We start from the raw sequence: 14,773 nt of genomic DNA, 5'->3' as shown, positions 1-14,773 counted from the left end.
CCACCGACAAGGATCCGATCATGAGCAACGGTGAAACCTCACGCCGCAGCATCCTGGGCAGTGCCGCCATCGGCCTTGCCGCCGCGGCCGCGCCGGGCATGGCGCGGGCCCAGTCGACCGAGACCGCCGCCACCGGGCCCGCCCCCAGCCTGCGCGACCCGCGCAATGCGTACACCCGCACCCCCTTCCCCGAGCAGCGCCAGGCCTGGCCCGCGCTCGCCAGCAAGATGACCCCCCGCCCCGATCATGGCGAGCAGAGCTATCGCGGCAGCGGCAAGCTGGTCGGTCGCAAGGCGCTGCTCACCGGTGGCGACAGCGGCATCGGGCGCGCCGCCGCGATCGCCTTTGCGCGCGAGGGTGCGGACGTCGCGATCAACTATTATCCCAGCGAGGAGCCGGACGCGCGCGAGGTCGCCGACCTGATCCGGCAGGCGGGGGGCAAGGCGGTGCTGCTGCCCGCCGACATCCGCACCCAGAAGGCCTGCGAGGATACCGTCAGGAAAGCGATCGCGCAGCTGGGCGGTCTCGATATCCTCGTCAACAATGCCGCCTATCAGCAGTCCAAGGCGGACATCATGGAGATCAGCGACGAACAGTTCGTCCGCACCTACGAGACCAACGTGTTCCACGTCTTCCGCTTTTCGAAGGCTGCGATCCCCGCGATGCCGCCGGGTTCGGTGATCATCAACACGATCTCGCAGAACGCCTATGATCCGAATGACGACCTGATCGATTATGCCTCGACCAAGGCGGCGATCCAGAATCTGACGCGCGGCATGGCCAAGCAGCTCGCCAAGAAGGGCATCCGCGTCAACGCCGTGTCGCCCGGCCCGATCTGGACACCGCTCCAGGTCGCGGGCGGGCAGCTGCCGGGCAAGATGCACGAATTCGGCCAGGACACGCCGCTCGGCCGCGCGGGGCAGCCGTCCGAACTCGCGATATTGTTCGTCGCGCTGGCATCCGGCGAGGCGAGCTACTCGACCGGGACCGCGGTCGGCGCGCATGGCGGTGCGGGCTTCCCCTGATCCCGGACCGCGCCCGCGCCGCCAAGCGCCATGGACGTCGACCGCAGCGCGTCCTGCCGCGCTAACCAACTGTAAACACACTGCCGCTAGGGTTCCTTTGATCCTCCGGGACGGACGTCCGTGGATGAGGAAAAGAGGACTGCCGTGGGCATCAGAGCAACCGTCCGCGCAGGGGCACTCGCGATCGCGCTGGCGTCCGCGCTGACCGCTACCGCTGCCGCCGCGCAGGTCCGCATTCAGATCGGCGGGCAGATCCAGGACGTCCCGGCGAACACCGTGCGCACCGTCACCACCATCAACGGTCGGACGCGCATCGTCGACACCGCCTGGCGCGGCGGCACGGCGACGCCGGGCATGGCGGTGATCACCACGACCGAGACGACCGACGAGGACGACGAGGGGCACATATTGTCGCGCACCGTCGTCACCTGTATCGAGCCACAGCGGACGATGGTCGCCGCGGTGAGCTATGCGCCGCCACCCGCCCCCCGCATCGAGATCGACCCCGCCGACCTCGACGAGCCGGTCACCTTCGGGCAGCCGCATGTCCTGCGTATCAATCGCGATCCCTGGGGCGGGCATTTCGTCGCGGCGATGATGGTCAATGGCGTCCGCATCCGCGCGATCGTCGATACCGGCGCGGCCTATACCATCCTGTCGGCGGACGATGCGCGCGCGACAGGGGCCGACCGTGCCGTGCAGCGCGAGGAAACCGCGATCGGCATCGGCGGCTATACCCGGCTCGGCGTCGCGCGTGTCGCCTCGGTCGAGATCGGCGGGCAGAGTCTGGGCCGGATGGCGATGCGCATCGGCCAGCGCGGCATGCCCTATACGCTGCTCGGCCAGCCCGAGATCGCGCGGCTGGGACGTGTGACGATCGAGGACGGCGTGATGACGATCACGCCGCGCGCGCTGACGACGCAGCTCGCGATGCGCTGAGTCCCGAGGGTCGCGCGCGCACGCGCTGGCCCCGGCAGTTACGAAGCGTCGACCGTCCGGCTCCCGGTCAAACCGTGCAGGTCCGGACCGCCTGGGCGAGCGCCGTCAGGGGATCGCCGACCGGCACGAATTCATGCGCGAAATAGCCCTGGAATTTGAGATCGGCGACGCTGCGCGCCACTGCCCGCCAGTCGACCTCCTGCGTGCCGTCGAGATTATGCCGCCCGGGAACCCCGCCGGTATGGAAATGGCCGATCCAGTCGATGTTCTTGCGGATCGTGTCGATCAGGTCGCCTTCCATGATCTGCATATGGTAGATGTCGTAGAGCAGCTTCACGCGGGGCGACGCGACTTCCTTGGCGACCCGCACGCCCCAGGCGGTGTGGTCGGCCATGTAATCGGGGTGGTCGACCTTGCTGTTGAGCAGCTCGACGCAGATCGTCACATCATGATCCTCGGCGATCCGCTTGAGACGGTTCAGCCCCGCAACGGTATTGTCGGCGCCCTCCGCGTCGGACAGGCCGCGGCGATTGCCCGAAAAGGCGATCACATTGGGGACGCCAGCCTTGGCGGTCTGCGGGATACCGATGCGGAACGCCCGTTCGATCGCCGCGTGGTTTTCCCGCCGATTCAGACCATTGGGGATCGTCATGATATCGGCGGCATAGCCCATGGTGCAACGCAGTCCGTGCCGGCGCGGCACCGCATATTCGGCGGGCTGGAGCAGGTCGATGCCGTCCAGCCCGATGCGCGCCGCGGCGGCGCACAGCGCATCGAGCGGCATGTCCTGATAGCACCAGCGGCTGACGGACTGCTTCAAACGGCCACGCCGGGCGGGTGCCGCGGCGATCGCCGAGGTCGCGCACAGGGCGAGAGAGGAAGCGATGACGGTGCGCCGAGTAATCATGCCCGCACACTAGGCCAGACGGCCCTGCCGGCAAGCTGTATTGCACCCCGAAGCCACGCACCGCAGACGGCATGCGACCAAGCCCTTGATCACGGGGAGATTTCGTGGTGGTCGGGATACAAAGCGAACCTCGCTTGTCAGGGACCGGGGGCGCATGATGGAGATGCCGGCGATGTCCGACGATTATGCACGCGGACGGCGGGACGGGCTTCGTCTCGCACTCTCGATCCTGGCGGCCGAGGAGGCCAAATGGGAGGCGCTGCTCGGCGAGAGTTCCTCCTGGCGGACGAACGCGACGCGCGCGATCCGGCACAAGGCCTATCAGGTCGCGACGAAGCGCGTGCAGACCGTGCTCAATCGCCTGTTGCCCAAGGCGGAAACCGCGTTGCCGGCCGAGATCGCATCGATGATCGATCGGGCCGGATTATAGGGGAATCGTGTCAGCGGCGGTTGGCGTTGAACGCGGCCTTCTCGGCCTCGGTGGCGCGACGCGGCGCGGATTCGAGCTGGGGCAGCCGCAAGGGCGGGCGTGACGGGTCGCGACGGGTGGTCGTGGCGTCGGTGCTTGCCGCCCGGCGCTGGGTGGGCGTCGCAGCGGCGACGGGCGGTGCAGATGGCGGGGCATCCTGCAGCGCATAGGCCTTGGCTTCGACGGCCGCGAGACGGCCCTTGAGCAGGTCGATCTCGACCGTCTCGGGCGTGGTCTGCATCTCCGCGAGCGATTTTTCGAGCGCCTCGATGCGCTTTTCGGCAATCGAGAGGCGGACGGACTCTTCGGTGCGGGCGATATCCTGCGCGACGCGCTGCGTCTCGGTGCGCCTGAAATCGGCATCACGCCGCGCCATCGGATCGCGGCTGTCCGTATCGGCGCCCCCGCGCGCCCAGCGTGGCGGATCGCAGGCCGACAATGCCAGGGGCAGTGCGAGCGACGGGACGATCAGGGCGCAGCATCGGACGATACGGGTCATGTCCCAGCCCTACACGTCGCAGGCTTGAAACGTCTATCGCCCGATACCGGGCGACAGAGATTGCGGGGGCGGCGCGACCGCCGCCCCCGCGCACTACTCAGTTGCTGTCCGAGTTGTCGTCGTCATTTTCCTTGTCGATGACAAGGTAGGTGACGCCCGCGAGCATGCCGACGCCGATGACGAGCGGTGCGATGCTGTCCGCTGCGATCTTGCTCGAGCGCTTGGTGGCGGTGCCGGTGCGAACCGACGACGCGACCGACAGCGACTTTGCAGCGTTGCCGGTTGCCGGTGCTGCGCTCGCCGCGACGGGGAGGGCCGTCATGGCAAGCGCGGCTGCGCCAAGGATCAATGTCTTCATAAATTTCGCTTTCTCGAAAATGAGCCCGGTTGGGAACCACCGCCCTAACGATTGCGCCAGCAAAGCGTTCCTAATTCAGATCAACGATGCAGAAGGGTCTTAACGGCCCCGCGTGCCTGCCTGGACGACGACGCGCAATCGGCCGTGGCCCGGCCGGGTGGTTGATTCCGGTCGTCCCATCACCATTTTTCAGCCTGAATTCTTCTGTATCGACGACGATACGTCACCCGAAAATGGTATGATCATGGCAACCGCATTCGTCACACCCGACCCCCTTGCTGCGACCCTGTCGCGGACCTCGGCCGCGCTCGCGCGTCCCAAGGCGGCGCAGGCGGGTCGCGAGGATATCGCGATGATCAAGGCCGCGGCGTCGCTGACGCGCGACCTGCATGCGGCGCGCCCGATCGTCTACTGGACCGATCTGATCGCGTCGGCGGGTCTCGGCTATGCGGGCATGGCGGTGGCGATCGTCGCGACGCCGGTCTGGGCCAAGCTGCTCGGCGCGGTCGTCGCCGTGCTTGCCTTGTACCGCGCGCTCAGCTTCATCCACGAACTGTCGCACATGAAGCCGAACGCCGTGCGCGGCTTCACTGCGGGGTGGAATATCCTGTTCGGTGTGCCGGTGATGATGCCGTCGCTGATGTACGAGGGCGTGCATACGCTCCACCATGCCAAGACGCGCTACGGAACGAACCGTGATCCGGAATATATGCCACTCGCCCGCGGGCCGGCGGCTACGCTCGCGATCTTCGTGCTGGTGTCGGCGCTGCTGCCGATCGGCCTGATCCTGCGCTACGGCGTGCTCGCGCCGCTGTCGCTGCTGTCGCCCAAGCTGCGCGAGATCGTCGTCACGCGCTATTCTGCGCTCGCGATCAACCCGCAGTTCCGCCGCAAGCCGCCCGAGGGCGCCGCGCTGCGCAGCTGGCGGATCTGGGAGACCGCGGCGAGCATCTGGGCGATCAGCTTCGTCGTGCTGACCGCGACCGGCGTGTTCCCGCTTGCCGCCTCGCTCACCTTCCTCGCCATCGTCTCGGCGATCGCGGTGCTCAACCAGGTCCGCACGCTGGTCGCGCATCTGTGGGAAAATGAAGGCGATGCGATGAGCATCACCGACCAGTATCTCGACAGCGTCAACGTGCCGCCGCCGGGCCTGCTTGCCGAGATCTGGGCGCCGGTGGGGTTGCGCTATCACGCGCTGCACCATCTGCTGCCGGGGCTGCCCTATCACGCGCTGCCCGAGGCGCATCGCCGCCTGACGGGCGAGCTTGGCGACGGGTCATCCTATCACCACGCCAATTATTCGACGCTGTCGGGGCTGATCGTCAATCTGGTCAAGGCCTGCCGTAAGGCGGTGCGCGGCTGATCACGCCGGTATCGCTGCGCCGATCATCACGGTAAGCCCCCGCCCGGGCAGCACCCTGCCCGCGGCGGAGGCTCTACGTGTTACCCAAACTCTACCATCAGTGGATCGACTGGGTCGGCGACGGCACCGGGTTGCCCGACACCATCCTGCATATCCATGCGGGCATGGCGCTGCTGATGATCGCACGGCTGATCACGCGGCGCTCGTTCGGCACCTTCATCCCCTGGACGGTGGTCGCGGCGGGCGAGGCGTTCAACGAGATCATGGACCGGCTGAATTACGGGTCGTGGCGCTGGGACGACACGCTGATCGATGTCGCGAACACGATGTTCTGGCCGACCGTCATCTGCCTCGGCGTCCGCCTGCGGCCCATCATCGGCAAGCGCGGGCGGTAGGTCGCGCGCCCATCCACCCTTCCGTCACCCTGACGAAAATCAGGGTGACGAAGCGGGTGAGGCCGCTCGACGCGCCTCAGGCGGCCTTGGCCAGGTCGATATAGCGCTGGAGGTGATGGTCCTCGTCGCCAAGCTGGTGGTCGATCATCACCAGCCGCTTGGCATAATGCGACACCGCATATTCCCAGGTCATGCCGATCCCGCCGTGGAGCTGGATCGATTCCTCCGCGACCAGCGCGCCCGTCCGGCCGATCGTGTATTTCGCCGCCGCCAGCGCCCGCGCGCGCGCAGTCGCGTCGTCGCCGTCGAACGCCGCCGCCGCGTTGATCACCGCGGACTGCGCCTGTTCGATCTCGAGCAGCACGGTCGCCATGCGGTGCTGGAGCGCCTGGAACTTGCCGATCGGCACGCCGAACTGCTTGCGGTCGCGCAGATAGCCGAGCGTCGCCTCCTTAACGAACGCCATCGCGCCGAGCGCCTCGGCGGACAGCGCGAGCAGCCCCGCCTCTATTGCCGCGTCGACCACCGCACGCCCCTGCCCGTCCGTGCCGATCCGGGCGTCAGGGCCGAGCGCGACGCCGTCGAACGTCACCTCGCCCGCGCCGCCCCCCTCGACGACGCTGTAGCGGCGGACCGACACCCCGGCGGCATCGGCGGGGACGAGCAGGACGAGCGGATCGCCCGGCTGTTCGACGCTGACGACGAAGACCGATGCGGCGCCTGCCTGGTGCACGACCGCCTTGGTGCCGCTGAGCGTCCAGCCGTCGCCGTCGGGCGTCGCGGTCACGGGCGCTTGCGCGTCCTCGTGCGCGAAGGCGGCGATCGTCTCGCCCGAGACGATTCTTGCCAGCACCGCGTCGTGCCCGCCCGCCGCGGCGAGCGCGCGGCCGGCCATCAGCGCGCCGAGGAACGGCTCGACCACCAGCGCCCGGCCGAGCGCCTCGAACACCACCATGATGTCGAACCCGCTGCCGCCGAACCCGCCCGCGGCCTCGTCGAACAGCGCCGAAACGATGCCGAGCTCGGTCAGCTGCTGCCAGACCGCGGGGTCATAGCCCGCTTCGCCATAGGCACCCGCGTTGCGCGTCTCGATCGGATAGCCGTCGCGGAGTGCCCGGACGAGCGTGTCGGCCAGCATCCGGCGGTCATCGCTATGCTCGAAGTTCATATGCTCAGAGACCCAATATGGCTTTGGAGATGATGTTCTTCTGGATCTCGTTGGATCCGCCGAAGATCGACAGCTTGCGGTTGTTGAAATAGCTCGGCGATGCGGTCGCCGCATCGTCGGGGCCGACCGGCTCGCCATTCCACCCCGCCTCGAGCGCCTCGGGGACATAGGGCGCGGCATAGGAGCCATAGGCGCGCCGCGTCAGCGCGGTGATCTCCTGGCGGATCTCGGTCCCCTTGATCTTGAGCATCGAGCTTTCCGCGCCCGGCGCACCGCCGCCCGCCACCGCCGCGACGACGCGCAAATTGGTGGTCTGCATGTTGGCGAGGTCGATCTCGACGCGCGCCATCCGCGCCGCGAACAGCGGATCGTCGGCGAGCGGGCGGCCATTCTTCGTCTGCGTCCGCGCGACCGCTTTCAGCTGCTCGAACGACGCGATCGAGAAGCCGACGCCGGCGATGTTGGTCCGCTCATAGGTCAGCAGATATTTGGCGTAGGTCCAGCCGTCATTCTCGGTTCCGACCAGATTCTCGACCGGCACCTCGACATCGGTGAAGAACACCTCGTTCACCTCCTGCTCGCCGTCGATCAGCGTGATCGGGCGGACCTCGATGCCGGGGGTCTTCATGTCGATCAGCAGGAAGCTAATCCCCTCCTGCTTCTTGGCGGCAGGGTCGGTGCGGACGAGGCAGAAGATCATGTCGGCATGCTGGCCGAGCGTCGTCCAGGTCTTCTGCCCGTTGACGACGTAGACCTCGCGGCCATCCCGCGTCTCGCGCACCGCGGTGGTATTGAGCCCAGCGAGATCGGAGCCGGCGCCGGGTTCCGAATAGCCCTGGCACCACCAGTCGGAGCCGTCGAGGATGCGCGGCAGCCAGTGGCGCTTCTGCTCTTCCGACCCGTATTTGATCAGCACCGGCCCCAGCATGTTGACGCCGAACGGCACGACGCGCGGCGCATGCGCGAGCGCGGATTCATTGTCGAAGATGAACCGTTGGATCACGCTCCAGCCCGGCCCGCCCCATTCGCGCGGCCAGTGATTGGCAAGCCAGCCGCGCTCGTTGAGGATCGCGTGCCATTCCTCCATGTCGGCCTTGCGCAGCCGGCGGCCTTCGCGGACCAGCGTCGAGAGACGCGCGGGGAGTTTTTCGCGGAAGAAGTCGCGCACCTCCTCGCGGAAGGCCTCTTCGTCGGGTGTGAAGCTCAGATCCATGACCATGTGACTCCTGATGATGGAGCCCATGTGCCACAGTCGATCACGAAATTGAAGGACCGGTATGGTCGGAAGGACGGAAAATACGGGTGGGTGCGACGCAGGTTAATCCTGACGGTATTGCCTGCGCCGCCGCCCCCCGCCCGGTCAGAAGCGGTAGCTGAGCCAGCCGGCGAGGAAGTCCGAGTTCTTGTACCCGGCGCGGGTCAGTGACGACCCCGCGATCAGATGCTCGTAGCGGCCGGTGAAGGACAGCCGCGACGAGATCGGATAGACCGCCTGGAAACGGATCGTGTCGGCGATCTTGCTGCCCGACACATTCTGCGTGCCGGCAAAGGCGCTGCCATTGGCGCGGTACACGGCGTCGTTCTGCGAATCGCGCCACGACAGCTGATATTCCGCAGTCAGACGCAGCTTGTCGAGCACGGTGAAGCTGACGTTCGGCGCGACCGCGATCAGGTTGGTCGGCGTCGCGAACAGCTGATAGCTGTAATAGATGTTGTTGCCGAACGGTGCGAGCGCGGTGCGCAGCGTGCCGTTCCCGTAGGCACCACCACCGCTGGCATAATCCGCGTGGAAGCCGACGCGCGGTGCGTTGCGCCCCTTGCCGAGCTTGTAGGTCTGGGCGAGCAGGATCAGCCACGCCTTGATCGAGCGGTTGTCATAGCTGCCACCCTGATAATTGACGGTCCAGTCGAGATTGACCGGTCCGGCATCGCCCCAGAAATGCAGGCCGTAGAAATTGCGGACCTCGCGCGCATTGTCGGTGCCCCAGACCGCGTTGCGGTTGCGTAGCCGCCAGAGGAACGGATCGAGATAGAGCTTCGACCCGCCGAACAGCGTGTCGGGCAGGACGACGCCGGTCGAGATGCCCGAGAAGCGCCGCGCGCTTTCCGCATCGTCGTCGCGCGTGCCCTGCGTGCCGTAGGCGGTCGGCTTGAAGTCGAACACGTCGGCGCGCACGCCCGCGGTCCGCGCCCAGGCGCGAAAGCCGTTGAACCCGAAATACAGCGTGTTGTTGTCGCGCGGCACGACCATCAGGTTCGGGCCGTCGGCAAAGGTCTGGCGACCATAGCGCACCCCGACATCGACATCGGCGACGGTCCCGGTCAGGTCAACGAACGCCTGTTGCACCGCGAGCTTGTTGCGCAGGTTCGGCAGCACGTTGCCGAGATTTTCACCCTCGAGCGTGCCGTGCGCGACTTCGCCGTAAAAGCGCAGATGCTCGCCGACATGCAGGTCCGCGCCGCCGAACAGGCGAAGGATGTCCTGCCGCTGCGCCTCGCTGTCACGCAGATTGGGGTTGGTGGTGTGGTTGACGCGCAACCGCGCCTCGCCCGACAGCGTCAGGTAGACGTCGCCGTCGCCCGCGATCGAGATGAATTTCAGCTGGTCGATGATGTCCTTGCGCTTGGCCGGGTCTCGCAGCTTCGACCAGTCCTCCGCCCAGCGCGACTGGTTGTAGCCGCCCGCGGTGACGCCGTCGCCGACCGCGGCATTGGGATAGCTCTCGGCGATCGGCGAGGCCGCGCTGGTGCCGGCGGCGTCCTTGGACACGGGACCGAGCCGTTCGCGCGCCTTGGGCGGTGCGCTTTCGGGAGCAGCCTGTTGCGGCGCGGCCTGGGCGAGCGCCATTGCGGGAAGGGTCGCGACGGCAAAGCCGGCCGCATGGCGCACGCGGCGCATCATCATCGAGGTCATAAAAGCTATCCGGCACTGGTCGCGGGGCCGGCCAACGCCGGCCCCGTCGGGATCATGCGGCAGGAGCGGCGGCGGTCGTGATCGGCGCCGGCGCGAGTTCGGGCAGCTGGCCCGACAGCGCCGCGTTCAGCTTGTCGCGGTCGAGTGCACCTTCCCAGCGGGCGACGACGATCGTCGCGACCGCGTTGCCGATGAAGTTGGTCAGGCTACGGCACTCGCTCATGAAGCGGTCGACGCCGAGGATCAGCGCCATGCCCGCGATCGGCACGGTCGGCACGATCGACAGCGTGGCCGCCAGCGTGATGAAGCCCGCACCGGTGACGCCAGCGGCGCCCTTGGACGAGATCATCGCGACGACGAGCAGCAGCAGTTCCTGGCCCAGCGTCAGGTCGGTGTTCGTCGCCTGTGCGATGAACAGCGCGGCCAGCGTCATGTAGATGTTGGTACCGTCGAGGTTGAACGAATAGCCGGTCGGCACGACCAGCCCGACGACCGACTTCTCGCAGCCCGCAGCCTCCATCTTCTGGATCAGGTTCGGCAATGCGGCTTCCGACGACGAGGTGCCGAGCACCAGCAGCAATTCGGCCTTCAGATACTTGATCAGCTTGAAGATCGAGAAGCCCGTCAGGCGTGCGACGGTGCCGAGGATGACGACGACGAACAGCGCTGCGGTCAGGTAGAAGGTCGCGACCAGCGCGCCGAGATTGGCGAGGCTGCCGATCCCGTATTTGCCGATCGTGAACGCGATCGCGCCGAACGCACCGAGCGGGGCGGCGCGCATCAGGATGCCGACCAGCTTGAAGACGATCAGGCTGAGACGCTCGAGGAAGTTGAGCACCGGCTTGGCAGGCTCGCCGACCAGGCTCAGCGAGATGCCGAACAGGATCGCGATCAGCAGGATCTGCAGGATGTTGCCGTCGGTGAACGCGCTGACCATCGTGTCCGGGATGATGCTCATCAGGAACCCGGTGATCGTCGTCTCATGCGCCTTGACCGTATAGTCGGCGATGCCCTTGGTATCGAGCGAGGCGGCGTCGATGTTCATCCCCGCGCCCGGCTGGACGACATTGGCGACGATCAGGCCGACGATCAGTGCGAGCGTCGAGAAGAACAGGAAATAGGCGAACGCCTTGCCCGCGACGCGACCGACCGCGCCCAGTTCCTTCATCCCGGCGATACCCGTGACGAGCGTCAGGAAGATCACCGGGGCGATGATCATCTTCACCAGCTTGATGAACGCGTCGCCGAGCGGCTTCAGCGCCGCGCCGTACGTCGGATAGAAATGCCCGAGCGCTGCACCCAGCGCGATCGCGATCAGCACCTGGATATAGAGCTGGCTGGTCCAGCCTTTGCGTGCCGGCGTTTCCGCGACCGCATATGTCTGGGATGGTAGGGTCAACATCGCCTCCTGAAAGTCTCGTCCACTCACGCGGGACGTTAGTGAGGGCGGTAATGCCGGGCCGGACCCCGGACTACAAGTGATCACGTCAAGTGCGTCAAACCCTTGGATTCGCGTGAGTTTGCTCCGTACCGATGTTTCGAATGTGCGGATAATGCACATTTTTGGCGATGGCGTCACACGGATGTGTGTGATAATCCGCACAGATGAGACGGACTCGATCCTCGCTGGTGACGACCGCGTTGGCGGTGCTGATGGCGTTCGCCGCGCTGGGCGTGATCGTCTCGGTGGTCGCCTCCGTCTATGGCCGGCGGACGGTGGCGGATGCGACCGCCGCGGTCCGGCTCCGGGCGATGCAACAGACGCGCAGCAACCTGCGGCTGCTCGAGGCGGAACTGCAGACCTATCGCCTGCTCCCGGTCATGCTCGGCGAATATACCGATGTCCGCGCGGCCCTCGCGTCGGGCACGGTCGATCCGGCGCTCAACGCCAAGCTCGCGCTGCTCGCGGCGCGCACCGGTGCACCGGTCATCTATGCGCTCGATACACAGGGGATGACGATCGCCGCGTCGAATGCGGACCGCCCCGACAGCTTTCTCGGCCATGATTATCGCTACCGCGACTATTTCACCAAGGCGATGGCGTCGGGCGCGACCGAGTTCTTCGCGCTGGGCAGTGTCAGCGGACGCCCCGGCCTCTACCTCTCGCGACGGATCGACCGCGCGGGACGGCCGCTCGGCGTCGTCGTGGTCAAGGTCGAGTTCGACCGCATCGCACAGGCCTGGATCCAGGATCACATGGCGACCTTCGTCGTCGATGCCGACGGCGTGATCCTGATCTCCAGCGATCCGCGACTCGAATTCCACACGACACGCGCGCTGTCTCCTGCACGGCGTCGGACACTCGCGCAGACGCGGCAGTTCGGCACGCTGCCGCTGCTCCGCGCACCGCTGACGCTGGCGGACGACCGGTCGCGCCTCGGCGACGGGACGCCCGCGGTGACGGTGTCGCTGCCCGTGCCGATCGCGGGCTGGCATCTGGTTCATATGGAGCCGCTCGACGCAGCGCTGCGCAGCGCGGCGGCGCGGACGCGCTCGGCGACGACGATTGCCGCGCTGGCGACGATCGCGGCGATGCTCGGCGCATGGTGGCTGCATCAGCGCCGCAAGCGCAACGCGGGCGCGCGTGCCGAACTCGAGGCCGAGGTCGCACGCCGCACCGCCGAGCTCAGCGCCACCGCCGACCGGCTGCAGATCGAGGTCGAGCAGCGCGAGGCCGCCGACCAGCGCTTTCGCCAGGCGCGCGAGGAGCTTGCCCATGCCAATCGCGTCGGCTCGATCGGCACGATCACGGCGAGCGTCGCGCACGAGATCAACCAGCCGGTCGCCGCGATCCGCACCTTTGCCGACAATGCCGCCGCGTTCCTCGCGCGCGACGAACCCGCGCGCGCCGCGACCAACCTCCAGGCGATCGTCGAGCTGACCAGCCGGATCGGCACGATCACCGCGGGGCTGCGCCGCTATGCCAGGCGCGGTGCGGGCTCGATCGGCCCGGTCGCGCTCGACGCGGCGATCGACGGCGTCCGCCTGCTGATCGGCGACCGCTTCCGGGCGAAGGGCGTGACGCTCGATCTGCCGAGCGGGCCCGAGGCGCGGCTGACCGTCATCGCCGGCCGCGTCCGGCTCGAACAGGTGCTCGTCAACCTGCTCCAGAACGCGCTCGACGCGGTCGCCGAGCGGCCCGATGCGCGCGTCGACGTCACCGTCGGGCGCAAGGGCCGCGACGTCGTGCTGACCGTCGCCGACAACGGCCCCGGGATCGATCCCGGCATCGCCGACGACCTGTTCACCCCGTTCGCGACCAGCAAGACCGACGGCCTCGGCCTCGGGCTCGGCATCGCGCGCGACATCATGACCGAGTTCGGCGGCACGCTCGACCTCGTCCCTGCTCCACGAGGCGCCGTCTTTCGCATGATCCTGGTAAAAGCATGAGCGAGCAGAGCGTCCTGCTCGTCGACGACGACGACGTGCTGCGCGGTGCGCTCGAACAGTCGTTCGAACTCGCCGGCATCGCGGTGATCGCCGAGCGCGACCCGACCGTCGCACTCGCGCGGATCGATGCGGGGTTCGACGGCGCGGTGGTGTCCGACATCCGCATGCCCAAGATGGACGGGCTGGAGCTGTTCCGCCGCATCGCCGCGATCGACCACGAGATCCCGGTGCTGCTGATGACCGGCCACGGCGACGTCGCGATGGCGGTCGCAGCGCTCAAGAACGGTGCGTTCGACTTCATCCCCAAGCCGTTTGCGACCGACCATCTGATCGCCGGCGCGAGGCGGGCGCTCGAGATGCGCCGCCTCGTCCTCGACAACCGCCGGCTGCGCGCCGCCGCCGAGGAGACGATCGGGGCCGAACCGCTGATCGGCGAGACCCCGGTGATGGTCCGGCTGCGCGAGACGATGCGCCAGATCGCGCAGGCCGATATCGACGTGCTGGTCGAGGGCGAGACCGGGACCGGCAAGGAGCTGGTCGCGGTGCTGCTCCACCGCTGGAGCAACCGCCGCTCGCGCCCGTTCGTGGCGGTCAACTGCGCCGCGCTGCCCGAGGCGGTCGCGGAGATCGAGCTGTTCGGTCATGACGGCGATTCACGCCTGCCCCGCACCGGCCGGATCGAGGCGTCGAACCGCGGCACGCTGTTCCTCGACGAGATCGAGAGCACGCTGCCCGCGGTCCAGGCCAAGCTGCTCCGCGTGCTCGAGGAGCGCGAGGTCATGCCGGTCGGCGGCGACCTGCCCCGCGCGCTCGACCTGCGCGTGATCGCCGCGGCGAAACCCGGGCTCGATCAGGCGGTCGAGGATGGCCGGTTCCGCGCCGAACTGCTGTTCCGGCTCGATGCGGTACGGTTGCGCATTCCGCCGTTGCGCGAACGGCGCGACGACGTGCCCTTGCTGTTCGGGCATCTGCTGCACCAGGCCGCCGAGCGGTTCGGGCGCGAGGTGCCGACGATCGACACCGCGACGCTCGCCTATCTCGGCCAGCATGACTGGCCGGGCAATGTCCGCGAGCTCGACAATCTGGCGAAGCGGCTGGTGCTGCGCGTCGAGGCGGATGCGCCGGCGGACGAGGACGGTGACCTGCCGCTGCCCGCGCGCGTCGACAAGTTCGAGGAAGCGACGATCCGCGCGACCTTGCACCAGGTCAGCGGCGACGTCCGCTCCGCACTCGCCGCGCTCGGCATCCCGCGCAAGACCTTCTACGACAAACTGAAACGCCACGAGATCGACGTCGAGGCCTATCGCCCGACCAAGGGGTGACGCCCCCAACCCCGTTCGCCCTGA

Annotated in this window: 14 protein-coding genes; 7 read left to right on the top strand and 7 right to left on the bottom strand. The window is 67.6% G+C overall.

Annotated elements, in window-relative coordinates:
• Positions 1–20 precede the first annotated feature (20 nt).
• Both C8J24_RS09540 and C8J24_RS09535 read left to right on the top strand, forming a co-directional pair.
• Positions 21–1,025 (top strand): SDR family oxidoreductase, encoded by a 1,005-nt coding sequence (locus C8J24_RS09540; protein WP_107931986.1) that lies wholly within the window; start codon positions 21–23, stop codon positions 1,023–1,025.
• Between the two features lie 144 nt (positions 1,026–1,169).
• Positions 1,170–1,964 carry a retropepsin-like aspartic protease family protein gene (locus C8J24_RS09535; RefSeq protein ID WP_107931984.1) on the top strand — a complete coding sequence of 265 codons (795 nt, stop codon included), beginning with the start codon at positions 1,170–1,172 and terminating at the stop codon, positions 1,962–1,964.
• 67 nt (positions 1,965–2,031) lie between these two features.
• On the opposite strand, the gene C8J24_RS09530 is transcribed toward C8J24_RS09535, so the two are convergent.
• Positions 2,032–2,871 carry a hydroxypyruvate isomerase family protein gene (locus C8J24_RS09530; RefSeq protein WP_107931981.1) on the bottom strand — a complete coding sequence of 280 codons (840 nt, stop codon included), beginning with the start codon at positions 2,869–2,871 and terminating at the stop codon, positions 2,032–2,034.
• Positions 2,872–3,025: 154 nt separating this feature from the next.
• Between C8J24_RS09530 and C8J24_RS09525 the strand changes: the two genes are divergently transcribed.
• Positions 3,026–3,301 carry a hypothetical protein gene (locus tag C8J24_RS09525; protein WP_244180600.1) on the top strand — a complete coding sequence of 92 codons (276 nt, stop codon included), beginning with the start codon at positions 3,026–3,028 and terminating at the stop codon, positions 3,299–3,301.
• Between the two features lie 10 nt (positions 3,302–3,311).
• Here C8J24_RS09525 and C8J24_RS09520 read toward each other — a convergent pair whose 3' ends face one another.
• Positions 3,312–3,839, bottom strand: coding sequence for a hypothetical protein (locus C8J24_RS09520; RefSeq protein ID WP_107931979.1), 528 nt, complete (start codon positions 3,837–3,839; stop codon positions 3,312–3,314).
• A 97-nt stretch (positions 3,840–3,936) separates the two neighbouring features.
• Complete coding sequence (locus tag C8J24_RS09515; RefSeq protein ID WP_037532231.1) at positions 3,937–4,197, bottom strand: hypothetical protein; 261 nt, start codon at positions 4,195–4,197, stop codon at positions 3,937–3,939.
• A gap of 238 nt (positions 4,198–4,435) precedes the next feature.
• Between C8J24_RS09515 and C8J24_RS09510 the strand changes: the two genes are divergently transcribed.
• Complete coding sequence (locus C8J24_RS09510) at positions 4,436–5,560, top strand: fatty acid desaturase family protein (RefSeq protein ID WP_420894103.1); 1,125 nt, start codon at positions 4,436–4,438, stop codon at positions 5,558–5,560.
• 77 nt (positions 5,561–5,637) lie between these two features.
• The gene (locus tag C8J24_RS09505; protein ID WP_107931977.1) at positions 5,638–5,955 is read left to right on the top strand and encodes a hypothetical protein; all 318 of its coding nucleotides are present in this window, start codon (positions 5,638–5,640) and stop codon (positions 5,953–5,955) included.
• Between the two features lie 76 nt (positions 5,956–6,031).
• Here C8J24_RS09505 and C8J24_RS09500 read toward each other — a convergent pair whose 3' ends face one another.
• The 4 genes from C8J24_RS09500 to C8J24_RS09485 form a co-directional block, all read right to left on the bottom strand.
• A complete protein-coding gene (locus C8J24_RS09500; protein WP_107931975.1) occupies positions 6,032–7,123 on the bottom strand; it encodes an acyl-CoA dehydrogenase family protein in 1,092 nt (363 codons plus the stop codon).
• 4 nt (positions 7,124–7,127) lie between these two features.
• On the bottom strand, positions 7,128–8,336 hold the full coding sequence (locus C8J24_RS09495; protein WP_107932752.1) for an acyl-CoA dehydrogenase family protein: 1,209 nt from the start codon (positions 8,334–8,336) through the stop codon (positions 7,128–7,130).
• 147 nt (positions 8,337–8,483) lie between these two features.
• Positions 8,484–10,037 (bottom strand): alginate export family protein, encoded by a 1,554-nt coding sequence (locus C8J24_RS09490; protein WP_056409205.1) that lies wholly within the window; start codon positions 10,035–10,037, stop codon positions 8,484–8,486.
• Positions 10,038–10,089: 52 nt separating this feature from the next.
• Positions 10,090–11,436: a dicarboxylate/amino acid:cation symporter gene (locus tag C8J24_RS09485; protein WP_260171256.1), complete on the bottom strand. Its 1,347-nt coding sequence runs from the start codon at positions 11,434–11,436 to the stop codon at positions 10,090–10,092.
• Positions 11,437–11,666: 230 nt separating this feature from the next.
• On the opposite strand from C8J24_RS09485, the gene C8J24_RS09480 reads away from it, so the two are divergent.
• Both C8J24_RS09480 and C8J24_RS09475 read left to right on the top strand, forming a co-directional pair.
• Positions 11,667–13,427 (top strand): sensor histidine kinase, encoded by a 1,761-nt coding sequence (locus tag C8J24_RS09480; protein WP_208620944.1) that lies wholly within the window; start codon positions 11,667–11,669, stop codon positions 13,425–13,427.
• Positions 13,424–14,749 carry a sigma-54-dependent transcriptional regulator gene (locus C8J24_RS09475; RefSeq protein ID WP_056409201.1) on the top strand — a complete coding sequence of 442 codons (1,326 nt, stop codon included), beginning with the start codon at positions 13,424–13,426 and terminating at the stop codon, positions 14,747–14,749. The genes C8J24_RS09480 and C8J24_RS09475 overlap by 4 nt, the downstream gene beginning before the upstream one ends.
• Positions 14,750–14,773 lie beyond the last annotated feature (24 nt).

It is taken from the genome of Sphingomonas aerolata, from assembly GCF_003046295.1.
GTDB lineage: Bacteria > Pseudomonadota > Alphaproteobacteria > Sphingomonadales > Sphingomonadaceae > Sphingomonas > Sphingomonas aerolata.
This window is presented reverse-complemented; position numbering and strand designations above follow the sequence as displayed.